Here is a 13,775-nt window from a genome sequence, read left to right as displayed (position 1 = left end):
CTCTGTCTACCGGGCGCCTCCGACAGTTTCCGGAACCGGCGCCACCCGAACACTTGTTCGATCGAACGTCTGTACGAATGATTAACCGTCAGCCGTCCGATCCGCAACTGTTCCAACCAGGACACGCCGAGGAAATTCCCGCTCTATAACCCGACACACGAACAAACGTGCGAACCGACACGCCTTCGAACAGATGTTTGAAGAATCTCAGGATTCGGTCTAACGTCGTGCTCAGTCGACCACGCAAGGCCGAGCCCAGTGACGTGCAGGCGCCGGCCCCCGACCCGAGGAGTTACCACCGATGGCCAGGACGAGCGGTTCCAGCAAGGGCAGCGGTTCGAGCAAGGGCACTGGCACCGAGCCGACCGTGTCCGAGCTGCCGGACGGCCCGGCCGACGCGACCGGCCTGACCCCACGGCAGCGCCGGGTGCTGGACGTCATCCGCGACTCCGTCGAGAGCCGGGGATACCCGCCGTCGATGCGCGAGATCGGCGAGAAGGTCGGCCTGACCAGTTCCTCCTCGGTCTCCCACCAGCTCAAGGTGCTCGAGCAGAAGGGTCTGCTGCGCCGCGACCCGAACCGGCCGCGCGCGATCGAGGTCCGTTATCCGAACGAAGTCGCCGAGGTGGCGCGTCGCGGTTCGGTCGGCTCGGTCCAGCAGACGTCGTACGACGAGACCGGCGCCGGCGACGTCCACCCGGCCGCGGTCTACGTACCGGTGGTCGGCCAGATCGCCGCCGGTAACCCGATCCTCGCCGAGCAGGCCGTCGAAGAGGTCTTTCCGTTGCCCAAGGCAATGGTCGGCGAAGGCACGCTGTTCATGCTGAAGGTCAAGGGTGAGTCGATGATCGAGGCCGCCATCTGCGACGGCGACTGGGTGGTCGTGCGCCAGGAGCAGACCGCGGAGAACGGTGACATCGTCGCCGCGATGATCGACGGCGAGGCGACCGTGAAGACGTTCAAGAAGACCAGCACCGAGGTCTGGCTGCTGCCGCACAACCCGGCGTTCGAGCCGATCGACGGCAAGGACGCGGTGATCCTCGGAAAGGTCGTAACAGTTCTGCGGCGTGTCTGACATCTCAGACGGCGCGCGAAGTCGGGCGTGTCGTGTCAGCATTGAGCTATGACGACTGTCTATGACTTCAGCGCCAAACGGATCGAAGGCAATGAACAGTCTCTTGCCGACTTCCGTGACCAGGTCCTCCTGGTGGTCAACACGGCATCGCAGTGCAGCCAGACCCCGCAGTACACGGGTCTGCAGAAGCTCTACAAGAGTTACCGGAAACAAGGCTTTTCGGTCTTGGGCTTCCCCTGCGACCAGTTCGGCCACCAGGAGCCGGGCGACGAGAACGAGATCGCGAACTTCTGCTCGACGATCTACCACGTGACGTTCCCGATGTTCGCCAAGATCGACGTCAACGGGTCCAAGACCCTGCCGCTGTACAACTGGCTCAAACGTGAGGCCGGTGGACTTCTCGGCGGGCGGATCAAGTGGAATTTCACGAAGTTCCTGATCGGGCGGGACGGGGCCGTGATCGCTCGGTACGCGCCGACGGCGACGCCGGAGAAGCTGGCCGACAAAGTCGAGGCGGCGCTGGCGATGCCGGCGCCCAGCCGGCAGCAGCAGGAGTCCGGGGACTGATCAGGCGTTTGCTCGATCGGCCGGCGCAGGTACCGCCGTGCCGGTCACTGCGACGGGGATCGAAGACTCGGTGGATTCGATTCCCTTCGACAGAGAATGCCTCAGTGTCGCAGGGGTATTCGGGGTGTTGGCCGGTTGAGAAGTTGGTCAGTCGGCCTAGCCTCGGGCCGGTAGCCGCAGGCGCGGCAGCAGTCGGCGCTGCGCGGCGGCGCCGACCGGCCGTGGTCTAGCGGATGACGGACTCGGGGTCGATGTCCAGGCGGAGGCCTCGCCAGACGGGGTGACGGAGGCGGCCGTCGGCGGCCCAGCCGGAGTAGGTGACTTCGGCGACCAGGAGCGGGTCGAGCCAGTGGGCGGCGCGGCGGTCGCCGGCGGGGATCGTGGACGCGTCGAACGGCGGGCGGTCGATCTCGAGGCCGGCCAGTTCCGCGCCGAGCAGGTCGAGCATCGCGAAGTCGAGGCCTGAGCCCACCTTGCCGATCAGCACGAGTTGACCGCTGCCGTCGTACGCGCCGCAGTACAGGGAGCCGATGCGGCCTGAGCGGTTCCCCTCCCCCGGGTGCCAGCCACAAAGGATGACGTCGCGGGTCTGGACCGGTTTCACCTTGATCCAGTCCGAGCTGCGCTTGCCTGGCAGGTACCGCGACTTGCGGCGTTTCGCCACCACGCCTTCCAGGCCGTTCGCGGCCGAGAGGTCGAGAGCCTGCTCGCCGTCGGCGTACGCGCCGGGGACCTCCCAGAACGGGTCGTCGATGTCCAGGGACTCCAGCAGTGCGCGACGGTCATCGTAGGTTGCCTCAAGCAACGACTTGCCGTCGAAGCGCAGGACGTCGAACAGTCGCACCGAGACTGGTACCTGGAGGATCAGTTGCTTGAGCTGGCGTGGGTCCCGCACGTGCATCCGCCGCTGCAGCAAGCCGAACGATGGTGCGCCGTTCTCGTCCAGCGTGACGATCTCGCCGTCCAGTACGGCGGGGAGTTGCAGACCTGATGCCGCGGCCAGTCCGAGCAGTTCGGGGTAACCGCCGGAGACGTCGCGGCTGTTGCGCGACCAGAGCCGACAGCCGTCGGCGTCCACCTCGGCGATCACGCGGATGCCGTCCCACTTCAGCTCGTACGCCCAGTCGGGTCCGGTTGGCATCGTGCCGAGCGCCGCCATCATCGGCAGCACCGGTGGGGTCGTTGACGGGCTCACTGGATGCCGCCTAGGTAGCAGGCTGGGACGTGAAGTCGAGATTGTGGCTCGGACGCTGCAGTCCCGGCGCGGCCGCGGTGTGCCGCACAGTCACAAGGTGACGGGTTGCTGCGCGAGTTAGGCGCCACACACGCGTGCGCGGCCGGCCGGGCTGCTCGTTGCTCGGCGATGCTGCACGGGCGGGGCGTGACGCGCGCGGGGTCGGCGTACCGAGCCGGTGGGGCCGACGGCAGCGTGGGGCGACCGGACGCGCGGATCATCAGCTGTCCTGGAGTCGTTTCAGGGCGCCGAGCACCTTCTCACGATCGGCGGTCGGCCACATCGGCGGCAAGGAGGCGCGCAGGAAGGATCCGTAACGGGCGGTGACGATGCGGGGGTCGAGGACGGCGACGACGCCGCGGTCGGTGGTTCGGCGGATCAGGCGACCGGTGCCCTGGGCAAGCAACAGCGCGGCGTGGGTGGCGGCGACGGACATGAAACCGTTGCCTCCGGCCTCGTCCACGGCGCGTTGCCGCGCGGCCATCAGCGGCTCGTCCGGGCGCGGGAACGGGATCCTGTCGATGATCACCAGGTTGCAGGTGGAGCCGGGGACGTCGAGGCCCTGCCAGAGCGACAGCGTGCCGAACAGGGAGGTCTCGGGGTCGTCGATGAACTCACGGGACAGCTCGTTGAGGTGGGCGTCGCCCTGGCAGAGGATCTTCAGGTCGGTCGCCTCGCGGACCGCCGCGGTCGCGGCCTCGGCGGCGCGGCGGGACGAGAACAGGCCCAGGGTGCGTCCGCCGGCCGCGGTGACCAGGTCGACGATCTCCTCGAACTGCTTCGAGCCGAGGCCGTCGCGATGCGGCGGGGGAAGGTGCTTGGCGACGTACAAGATGGCCTGCTTCTCGTACTCGAACGGGGAGCCGACGTCGAGCCCGCGCCACGGCAGCGGGCCGGTCTCGGACTCGTCGTCGAGCTCCGGCATCTCGTCGTCGTCGGCCAGCTTGTCGGCCGGGCGCAGCCCGACCTGCCGGGCGATCGCGTCGAAGTCGCCGCCGAGAGTGAGCGTCGCGGAGGTCAGTACGGCGGTGCGGTCCTTCAGCACCAGCTCGCGGAGCAGGCCGGCGACGGTGAGCGGCGCGATCCGCAGCTCCTTGCCGAACCGGTCGCGGTCGATCAGCCAGACGACGTCCAGGTCGTTCAGCGCGGCGACGCGTTCGGCGACGTCGAAGATCTCCTTCACCGCGCCCTTGGACTGCCGCTTCGCGCCGTCGGGGTCGTCGTCCTTGTCGTCGGACTTCTTGCCGAGGTCCGAGTAGACCGCGCGGGCGGTGTCGCGGACCATCGCGGCCGCTTCGAGGACGGCCGTGTTCGTGGCCTCGATGCGACCCTCGCGAGTCTGGTCGAGGGCGGCGCGCAGGGCGTCGGAGGCGTCGATCAGGTCGTCGGCGTGGTCGTCGTCGACGAACCTGCGCGCCCGCTTGGCGGCGCGCTCGACCATTTGCGGGGAGAGCTCGTCGCCGGCCGCGCCGGTGACGCGGGCGGGGAGCTCATGGGCCTCGTCGACGATCACGACGTCGTGCTCGGGCAGGACCGTGCGGTTCTCGAAGGCGTCGATCGAGAGCAGCGCATGGTTGGTGATGACGATGTCGGCCTTGCGCGCCTGCTCCTTGGCCTTCTCGGCGAAGCACTCCTCGCCGTACGGGCACTTTTGCGCGCCGAGACACTCTCGGGCGGCGATCGCTACTTGCTGCCAGGCCTGGTACTGGTGGGAGGGCGCGTGGTCGCGGTCGCCGGCCTCGCCGTCGGCGAGTTGCTGCTCGGCCCACTCGCGCAGCTCGACCACCTGCTGGCCGATCGGGCCCGACGGGGGGACGTCGACGAGCATGCCGTCGTCGTCCGGGGCGCCTTCGCGGATGCGGTGCAGGCAGGCGTAGTTGTTGCGGCCCTTCTGGATCGCGTACGACGGGCGGCGCGGGAGGAGCTTCTCGGTCGCGTCGAGCAAGGCCGGTACGTCGCGGTCGACGAGCTGGGACTGGAGCGCGAGGGTCGCTGTCGAGACGACGACTCGGCGGTTCTCCACGGCGTGGACCAGGGCTGGGACGAGGTAGCCGAGGGACTTGCCGGTGCCTGTCCCCGCTTGGATCAGGAGATGCGAGCCGTCGTGCATCGCGCTGTCCACTGCCTCGACCATCGCCACTTGGCCTGGTCGGGTCTGCCCGTTCACCCCGGAGACCGCGGCCTCCAGCAACTCGTGCACATCAACACCCACCACAACACCCTAGCCGGGCGGGCGGACAACTTTCTCCACTCCTGTCGTTGTCTGTGGACGATCAGATGGGCTGGGGGTTGTGGCCCCTGGAGGTTGACGGCGATGCGGCCGGGGAGGTTGCTGGGGGCTGAGGCCGCTGCGGCCGGGAAGAGGTGGGGTGGAGGTGCGGCCGACCGGTGGTGTTTGGGGTGGGGTGTGGTCCCAGGCTGGGCGCGGGGTGGGTGGGTGCAGGTGTGCTCGGAGGTGGGCGGGCTGAGGCCACGCGCTGCGCGGGGGCGGGGTGGTCGGCGATGCGGCCGGGAAGGTCGGCGGGGGCTGAGGCCGCTTCGGCCGGAAAGAGATGGAGTGGTGGGAGGCCGGACGGGGTGGTGGGGGGTGAAGGCGGGCATGGGACCGCCGTCGGCGGCGGGCGCCGAGGTGGGCGGGCATGGGACCGCCCCCGGGCCGAAGCTCGGGGGCGGAGGGGTCAGACGACGGCGCCTCGGTCGGGTTCGCTGTCTCGGTCTCTTTGGGTGCGCTTGGGGCGGGGCGGTGGGGCTGGGTAGCGCTTTTCGAGTTCTACGAGGAGGGGGGCCGCTGTGAGGTTGGACGAGTAGGTGCCGACGAGGATGCCGAGGAGGAGGGCCAGGGCGAAGTCGCCCAGGGAGTCTCCGCCCAGGAACAGCAGGGCGGCGAGGATGAAGAGGGTTGAGATTCCGGTGTTGATGGTTCTGGGGAGGACGTTGACGATCGCGGTGTCGACGACCGGGCCCAGCGACTCGGTGGAGCGGGCGTTGCGGGTTTCCCGGATGCGGTCGAAGACGACCACCGAGTCGTTCACCGTGTAGCCGATGATGGTGAGCATGGCGGCCAGGAAGATGCCGTCGACGGGTTTGCCGGTCCAGGCGAAGACGCCGACTACCACCGCCACGTTCTGGAGCAGGGCCAGGACGGCGCCGGCGCCGAAGGTCCAGCGGAAGCGGGCCGCCAGGTACACGAGCTGGGCCAGTAGGGCGACGCCGAGGGCGATCAGCGCCTTGTTGCGGAGCTCGTTGCCGAGCGACGGGCCGATGTTCTCGTTGCGGACGAGCTCGGTACCGCCGGCGATGCGGGAGATCGACTCGCGGATCTTCTCCGCCTCGTCGTCGCTGATCGTGACGGTGCGGACGGTGATGTCGTCGGTCCCGGAGGCCTGGACGACGGCGTTCGGGTAGCCGGCCTCGGCGACCGCGGCGCGGGCCTGGTCGGGCGTGATCTGCTGGGCGGTGCTGACCTCCAGCAGGCGCCCACCGGTGAACTCGATGCCCAGATTGAGGCCACGGATCGCCACGCCGGCCACGCTGATCACGATCGCGGCGACGGTGATCAGGAGCCAGCGACGGCTGTGCTTCATCAGTGCCGGGCGCTTCGCCTCGAGCCACGTCCGGACCCGGCCGTGCCCGGCGATTCCGCTCAGCGCGGGCCGGTCCAGCACGAACTTCCGCGACACCACGAACTCGGCGAACACCCGGGTGACGACGAGGGCGGACAGCATCGATGCGATCACACCGATCGACAGCGTCACACCGAATCCACGCACCGGACCGGCCGCCAGGAAGAACAGCAGCGCGGCCGCCAGCAACGTGGTGATGTTGGAGTCGGCGATCGCGGACAGCGCGTTCTGGAAGCCGCTGCGCAGCGAGCGCCGCAGGCCGTCCGTCCGCCCGCCGATGTAGTCCTCGCGGGCTCGTTCGAAGACCAGGACGTTCGCGTCCACCGCCATACCGATCGCGAGCACGAAACCCGCCAGACCGGGCAAGGTCAGCGTCGCGCCGATCGCGGTGAGCGCGGCGTACGACATTCCGGCGTACGCGATCAGGCCGATCACGGCCATCAGGCCGACCAGCCGGTAGACCACCACGATGAACAGCCCGGTCAGCGCGACGCCGATGATGCCGGCCAGCGCGCTCGCCTGGATCGCGTCCTTGCCGAGCGAGGGCCCGACGGTCCGCTGGTCGATGACCTCGACCGGCAGCGGCAGCGCGCCGCCGGAGATCAGCGCGGACAGGTCCTTGGCCTCGGCCTCGCCGAAGTTGCCGGTGATGGTGCTGTTGTTCTCGGGCAGGCCGATGTTGCACAGCTGGGTGCCGCCGTCGGGGTCGACCTGCGGCGCGGTGAGCACCTCGTTGTCGAGCACGATCGCGATCAGCCGGCCCGGCGAACCGGCCGGCTGGCAGGCCGCCTTGCCGGTGATCTGGGACCAGATCTTGCCGCCGCCGTCCTTGAAGTTCAGCTGCACGATCCAGCCGGCCGCGACCTGCTGGGCGTCGAGCACGGCCTCCGCACCGCTGACCTTGTCACCGGTCATCGCGGGCTTGCCCAGCTTCAGTACGCCGCCACCGCCGTCGTCGTTCGGCAGGTAGAGGTCGCCGGCGGCCGGCTTGGCCGGCTTCGCGGCGACCTGGTCGAGCACCTCGTGGAAGCTCAGCTGCGCGGTCTTGCCGATCACCTTCGCGGCCTCGCGCGGGTCCTGGACGCCGGGCAGCTCGACGATGATCCGCCGTTCGCCCTGCCGGGTGACGCTCGGTTCGGCCACGCCCAGCGCGTCGATCCGCCGGCGCAGCACCTCGAGCGCCTTGTCGGTGTTCTTCGCGTCGGCCTTGGCCGTCGGGGAGTCGCTGGTCTCCAGGACGATCTGGGTGCCACCCCGCAGGTCCAGGCCGAGCTCCGGCTTCGCGGTCAGGACGGTGTACGTCGACGCCGCAAGGACGAGGAACGCGAACAACGCGCGCACCAGGGACGACCGGTTCACTACGAGCCTCCGGGAGGTGGGCACCCTGGGTACGGGTGTCGTGACACAGAGCAGACCACGGATCGTGGAACGCACAGTGTACGGAGGCGACCAAGCCAGCGGCCAGAAAGCATTTACGGCCGATCCAACGTTGCAGACAAGGACAACGGCCACCCAGTGCCATGGCATCAGCGGGCACCAGAACTGATTGACGCCTCAGGTGAGCACGTCCTAACTTCTCCTCTCACCGCTCGCTCCGTAACCGCTCCAGGACCGAGCGTGATCACCCCTCCGCCCGTGGGGTGACCCAGTTCCCCGAGGAGGAACAGTGCGTCGTATCCGCCTTGCCCTGGCCGCCGTCGTCGTCCCGGCCATCGCCCTCACCACCGCCGGCACCGCCGGTGCCGCACCCGCCCCGGAACCCGGTGGCCGGATCATCCTCGTCCAGCGCGCGCCCGCCGAGCCCGGCACCAGCGCGGTGAAGGACACCTACATCGTCGAGCTGAAGCAGGGCACGAAGCTCAAGAGCTCGCTCGGCATCGCTCCGCAGCGCACGTACTCCAGCGCGGTCAACGGCTTCACCGCCAAGCTCACGCCGGCCCAGCTGGCGGCGCTGCAGAAGAACCCGGAGGTGGTCGCCATCTCCGAGGACGTGTACGTCGAGAACGTCCTCGACACCACGCAGAGCAACCCGCCCTCCTGGGGCATCGACCGCATCGACCAGCGCAACCTGCCGCTGTCGCGGTCCTACACCTACACCCGGACCGGCACCGGCGTGCACGCCTACATCATCGACTCCGGGGTCGACCCGAGCCACCCGAACTTCGGCGGCCGGGCCAGCTTCGACTTCAACGGCCTGGACAGCAACAACACCGACTGCAACGGCCACGGCACGCACGTCGCGGGCACCATCGGCTCCACCTCGTACGGCGTGGCCAAGAACGTCCGGCTGCACGGCGTGAAGTGGCTGAACTGCAGCGGCGGTGGGACGGCCTCCGCCGCGATCGCCGCCGTCGACTGGGTCACCCGCAACGCGGTCAAGCCGGCCGTGGCCAACACCTCGTGGAACTTCTCGGCCAACACCACGCTGGAGAACTCGCTGCGCCGGATGATCAGCTCCGGCGTCTTCCTGGCCACCTCGGCCGGCAACACCGGCGCGAACTCCTGCAACCTGCTGCCGCGCAAGATCGAGACCGCCCTGGTCACCGCGGCCAGCACCAGCACCGACGCGCGGGCGTCGTACTCGAGCACCGGTTCCTGCGTCGACGTGTACGCGCCGGGCTCGGCGATCGTGTCCACGCTGCCGGGCAACACCACCGGCTCCTACAACGGCACCTCGATGGCCACCCCGCACGTTGCGGGCGTCGCGGCGCTGTACCTGCAGACCAGCCCGTCGGCCAGCCCGGCGACGGTCAAGTCCTACATCGAGGCCAACGCGACCCCGAACGTGGTCAGCGGCGGCACCACCGGCGGCACGGTGAACCGCCTGCTCTTCACCAACGGGCTCTGATCGTCTGAGTCAGCCGTCGTACCGGTCTGCCACCACAGCCGGTACGACGGCGCTGTCGGCTAGTCGGCAGCGTCCAGGCCGTTCTCGATCGCGTAGCGGACCAGCTCGGCGCGGTTGTGCAGCTGCAGCTTGCGCAGCGTGTTCTGCACGTGGTTCTCGACGGTCCGGTGCGACAGCACCAGCCGCAGCGCGATCTGCTTGGCGGTGAGCCCGCGCGCGACCAGCCGCAGCACCTCGGTCTCCCGCTCGGTCAGCCGCGGCACCTCCGGCCCCGCTCCGAGCCGCCGGTACTCCCCCAGCAGCAACCCGGCCAGTCCGGCCGAGAAGACCGCGTCACCTTCGGCAGTACGCCGTACGGCGTCGTCGAACTCGTCCAGGGACGCCGACTTCACCAGGTAGCCCGAGGCACCGTTCTTCACCGCGGCCAGTACGTCGGTCTGCTCGGCGCTCGCCGACAGCACCAGCACCCGGGTGTCCGGCAGCGCGCTGGTGATCTCCCGGGTCGCGTCGACACCCGACCCGTCACCGAGCTGCAGATCCATCACCACCACGTCGGGCCGGGTCGCCAGCGCGATCTTCACCGCCGACGCCACGTCGGACGCGGTCGCGCACACGTCGTACCCGCGGCTGCCCAGGTCGCGCGCAACGCCCTCGCGCCACATCGGGTGGTCGTCGACAATCATCACTCGGGTCATCGCGCTACCGTCATCTCCCACTCGGTTCCTTCACCCGGTGCCGTGCGGACCGTGACGTTGCCGCCGAGGTCCGTGATCCGGCCCCGGATCGACTGGCTGACTCCCAGGTGCCCGTCGGAGCGTGCCGCGTCGAGCCGGTCCGGGGTGGTGCCGGCTCCATCGTCGCGGACCGACACCACGACGTCGGTCCCGAGGTCCTCGACCACGACCCAGGACCGCGCGTCCGGTCCCGCGTGCTTGAGCACGTTGCTCAGGGCTTCCTTGACCGCGGCAACGAGTTCGTTGACCACACCGACGGGCAGCACCACCGGCACCGCCGGTACGACGACGTCCACGCGGGTCGTGGCCAGCGGCAACAACGCGCTGCACAGGTCGATCTGGCCCTGCCGCTCCTGCACCGGCCGGGACGCCATCAACGACCGCAGCGCGACCTCCTGCTCGGCCGCCAGCGAGGCCAGCTCGACGGCCTCGCCACCGATCGCCGTACCGCGGCGCTGGACCTGCGCGAGCACCTGCAGCACGCCGTCGTGGATCGACCGACTCAGCCGGAGCCGCTCCGCCGTCGCACTCTCCACAGCGATTGCCTCGCGCAACCTCAGGTTCGCCCGGCGCATCGCGGTCGCGGCGTACCCGACGACCAGACCGGCCACCAGCAACAACTGCACGTTGGCGAGCATCTTCGACACGTTCTCCACGCCACGCAACGAAAGCAGAGCGAGACTCACCGTGATCGCGCCGACCAGTCCCCCGTCCCGGCCGCGCGCGATCGCCAGCGCGATCACCGGCCCGGCGACCCAGACCGATGTCAGCACGGAAGCCCCGGCGCGGATATCCAGCAGGGGCTGGGCGAACAGCGTCGCGTACATGCACCCGACGGTGACGACCAGGTCGGCGACCGCGAGCCGCGTGTTGCGACGGCCCCAGTGCCGGCTGTAGCCGATCGAGGCAACGATCGTCCACAGACCCATGATCGCCAGCTGCAGCACCGCGCCGTACGGGCGGACGATGCCGTCCCAGCGCACCCAGACGCCGAAACAGGCGAACCCGAAGGTGATCACGCGGAACACCACCAGCGCCCGCCACAGCGGCAGCAGCAGATCGGCCCGGTCGGAGTCCATCCGCACAGTGTGCCAACGACCGAGGCCGCGACGCTGCGTCGTCGTACTCCAGTGGATCGAGTGGTATTACCCCTTGCGCGTACGCAGGATTCCCCGCACGAATCCGGAAATTTGATCAGAACCACTTCAGCATCGCCGGTTTTCCCCGTACTCTCGCGCAGAAGTTCCACGCTCGGGGGAGCACGTGGTCACGCTGCGTCAAGTCACAAACCTCGCGTAGCGGACCTTTCACACGCAGGAGGGGAATCGTGCGCAAAGTATCTGCCGGGCTGTTCAGCCTGGCCCTGGCGGCGACGATCGGACTGAGCTTCGCCCAGTCCGGGACCGCCGCATCGCCCCAGTCGGGCCCGGCCGTCACCGCCGACCAGCAGGTGACGTCCGACGAACTGCCCAGCCCGCTCGAGGACAAGCGCCGTGAGCTGCGCCAGGAAGCACTGACCAAGGTGCTGAACGGCTCGGCCAAGGCCGAGAAGCGCGGTGCGAGCACCGTCGTCAAGCTGGGCAAGAAGACCGCCGCCGCCAAGGGTCAGCGGACCGCCAAGGCCAAGGTCGACCAGTACGTCGAGCTGTCGCGCGAGAAGACCGACCGGATCTTCGTCGTCCTCGCCGAGTTCGGCAACGAGCGGCACCCGAACTATCCCGACCAGGACACCGCTCCCGCGGTGCCCGGTCCGACCACCTTCGAGGGACCGCTGCACAACGCGATCCCGCAGCCCGACCGCGCGGTCGACAACTCGACCGTCTGGCAGCCGGACTACAACCGTCAGCACTTCCAGGACATGTACTTCGGCACCGGCAACTCGGTGAAGAAGTACTACGAGAAGCAGTCCTCGGGCCGCTACTCGGTGTCCGGCACGGTCACCGACTGGGTCAAGGTCAAGTACAACGAGGCCCGCTACGGCCGCTCCAACGGCTACCCGTGCGGCGGCAACGTCTGCAACAACACCTGGGCGCTGGTCCAGGACGCCGTGAACCAGTGGGTCGCGGACCAGAAGGCGGCCGGCCGGACCTCGGCGCAGATCAAGGCCGACCTGGCGACGTTCGACCAGTGGGACCGCTACGACTTCGACGGTGACGGCAACTTCAACGAGCCCGACGGCTACCTCGACCACTTCCAGATCGTCCACTCCGGTGGCGACCAGGCCGATGGTGACCCGCACCAGGGTGAGGACGCCATCTGGTCGCACCGCTGGTACGTCGGCGTGGCCGGTGGCCCGTCGAACAACCCGGCCGGCGGCGCGCAGCTGGGTGACACCGGCTTCTACGTCGGCGACTACACGATCCAGCCGGAGAACGGCGGGATCAGCGTCTTCGCCCACGAGTACGGCCACGACCTCGGTCTGCCGGACCTCTACGACACCTCCGGTGCGGCGGTCGAGAACGGCGTCAACTGGTGGTCGATCATGGCGCAGAGCCGGGTCGGCAAGCCGACCGACGGCGGCATCGGCGAGCAGGCGGCCGACTTCGGCGCCTGGGAGAAGCTGCAGCTGGGCTGGCTGGACTACGAGATCGTGAAGGCCGGCCAGACCAAGACCCTCGAGCTCGGCCCGCACGAGTACAACTCGGCCAAGGCCCAGGGCCTGGTCGTCACGCTGCCGAAGAAGTCGGTCACCACACCGCTGCAGCCGCCGACGGCGGGCACCAAGTCGTGGTGGAGCGGTGAGGGCGACGACTTCACCCACACGATGAACCGTCAGGTCACCCTGCCGGCGGGCGCCGCGTCGCTCACCTTCAAGGCGAACTGGCAGATCGAGGACTGCGACACGACGGCGTGCGACTACGCCTACGTCGAGGTCAACGACGGCACCGGCTACAAGCCGATCGCCGGCAACATCACCAAGGCGGCCGAGGGCAACGGCATCGACGGCGAGAGCGGCGGCTGGGTTCCGGCCACCTTCGACCTGTCGGCCTACGCCGGCAAGACGATCGGCCTGCAGTTCCGCTACACCACCGACGCCAACACCGGCGGCTACGGCTTCTTCGCCGACGAGGTCAAGGTGACCAGCGGTGCGACCACGGTCGTCGACTCGGGCGCCGAGGCGTCGCCGGAGGGCTGGACGCTCAACGGCTTCAGCGCGGTCGGTTCGACGATCACGACGCAGTACGACAACTACTACCTCGCGTCGCACCTGAACTACGTGTCGTACGACGCCCACCTCAAGACGGGCCCGTACAACTTCGGCTGGGCGAGCACGCTGCCCGACAAGGTCGAGCACTTCCCGTACCAGGACGGCCTGCTGATCTCGTACTGGGACAACTCGCAGGGTGACAACAACACCAACGTCCACCCGGGCGAGGGCCTGATCCTGCCGATCGACTCGCACCCGGCGCCGATCAACCGTCTCGACGGCCAGATCTGGCGTCCGCGGATCGCCGGTTACGACGCTCCGTTCGGCCTCGAGAAGGCGGACTCGTTCACGCTGCACGTGAACGGTGCGCCGAGCTACATCCGCGGTCAGGACGGCGTCAAGACGTTCAACGACAGCAAGAGCTACTGGAGCGCCGAGCAGCCGACGGCCGGTGTGAAGGTGCCGAACAACAAGGTGAACATCAGCGTGGTGTCGCGTGACGGCACGACGATGAAGGTCAAGGTGTCGGCGCGCAACTGACGCGCT

9 protein-coding genes are annotated in these 13,775 nt (G+C 68.8%); 4 read left to right on the top strand and 5 right to left on the bottom strand.

What is annotated here, in order from left to right; translation table 11 throughout:
• Window positions 1–301: 301 nt before the first annotated feature.
• The gene (gene lexA, locus ABD235_RS39775) at window positions 302–1,075 is read left to right on the top strand and encodes a transcriptional repressor LexA (protein WP_344183836.1); all 774 of its coding nucleotides are present in this window, start codon (window positions 302–304) and stop codon (window positions 1,073–1,075) included.
• A 48-nt stretch (window positions 1,076–1,123) separates the two neighbouring features.
• The gene (locus ABD235_RS39770) at window positions 1,124–1,642 is read left to right on the top strand and encodes a glutathione peroxidase (protein ID WP_344183835.1); all 519 of its coding nucleotides are present in this window, start codon (window positions 1,124–1,126) and stop codon (window positions 1,640–1,642) included.
• Window positions 1,643–1,868: 226 nt separating this feature from the next.
• On the opposite strand, the gene ligD is transcribed toward ABD235_RS39770, so the two are convergent.
• From ligD to secD, 3 genes are all read right to left on the bottom strand, one after another.
• Window positions 1,869–2,837, bottom strand: a complete 969-nt coding sequence (ligD, locus tag ABD235_RS39765; RefSeq protein WP_344183834.1) for a non-homologous end-joining DNA ligase — start codon at window positions 2,835–2,837, stop codon at window positions 1,869–1,871.
• A 259-nt stretch (window positions 2,838–3,096) separates the two neighbouring features.
• Window positions 3,097–5,010 (bottom strand): ATP-dependent DNA helicase, encoded by a 1,914-nt coding sequence (locus ABD235_RS39760; RefSeq protein WP_344183874.1) that lies wholly within the window; start codon window positions 5,008–5,010, stop codon window positions 3,097–3,099.
• 544 nt (window positions 5,011–5,554) lie between these two features.
• On the bottom strand, window positions 5,555–7,858 hold the full coding sequence (gene secD / locus ABD235_RS39755) for a protein translocase subunit SecD (protein ID WP_344183833.1): 2,304 nt from the start codon (window positions 7,856–7,858) through the stop codon (window positions 5,555–5,557).
• A gap of 307 nt (window positions 7,859–8,165) precedes the next feature.
• Between secD and ABD235_RS39750 the strand changes: the two genes are divergently transcribed.
• A complete protein-coding gene (locus ABD235_RS39750; protein WP_344183832.1) occupies window positions 8,166–9,347 on the top strand; it encodes a S8 family peptidase in 1,182 nt (393 codons plus the stop codon).
• A gap of 59 nt (window positions 9,348–9,406) precedes the next feature.
• Here ABD235_RS39750 and ABD235_RS39745 read toward each other — a convergent pair whose 3' ends face one another.
• Together ABD235_RS39745 and macS are read right to left on the bottom strand one after the other, a co-directional pair.
• Window positions 9,407–10,042, bottom strand: coding sequence for a response regulator (locus tag ABD235_RS39745; RefSeq protein ID WP_344183831.1), 636 nt, complete (start codon window positions 10,040–10,042; stop codon window positions 9,407–9,409).
• Window positions 10,039–11,160: a MacS family sensor histidine kinase gene (macS, locus tag ABD235_RS39740; RefSeq protein WP_344183830.1), complete on the bottom strand. Its 1,122-nt coding sequence runs from the start codon at window positions 11,158–11,160 to the stop codon at window positions 10,039–10,041. The genes ABD235_RS39745 and macS overlap by 4 nt, the downstream gene beginning before the upstream one ends.
• A 248-nt stretch (window positions 11,161–11,408) precedes the next feature.
• Between macS and ABD235_RS39735 the strand changes: the two genes are divergently transcribed.
• Window positions 11,409–13,769: an immune inhibitor A domain-containing protein gene (locus ABD235_RS39735; RefSeq protein WP_344183829.1), complete on the top strand. Its 2,361-nt coding sequence runs from the start codon at window positions 11,409–11,411 to the stop codon at window positions 13,767–13,769.
• Window positions 13,770–13,775 lie beyond the last annotated feature (6 nt).

The sequence above is a fragment of the Kribbella lupini genome, assembly GCF_039529595.1.
GTDB lineage: Bacteria > Actinomycetota > Actinomycetes > Propionibacteriales > Kribbellaceae > Kribbella > Kribbella lupini.
The sequence above is the reverse complement of the archived record's forward strand: the minus strand, read 5'-3'. Positions and strand labels throughout refer to the sequence as shown.

Bases quoted from the DNA above. Each gene is read 5' to 3' on its own strand.
- macS (WP_344183830.1), bottom strand. From the start codon at position 11,160: ATGGACTCCGACCGGGCCGATCTGCTGCTGCCGCTGTGGCGGGCGCTG.
- ABD235_RS39745 (WP_344183831.1), bottom strand. From the start codon at position 10,042: ATGACCCGAGTGATGATTGTCGACGACCACCCGATGTGGCGCGAGGGC.
- ABD235_RS39760 (WP_344183874.1), bottom strand. From the start codon at position 5,010: ATGGTCGAGGCAGTGGACAGCGCGATGCACGACGGCTCGCATCTCCTG.
- ABD235_RS39770 (WP_344183835.1), top strand. From the start codon at position 1,124: ATGACGACTGTCTATGACTTCAGCGCCAAACGGATCGAAGGCAATGAA.
- lexA (WP_344183836.1), top strand. From the start codon at position 302: ATGGCCAGGACGAGCGGTTCCAGCAAGGGCAGCGGTTCGAGCAAGGGC.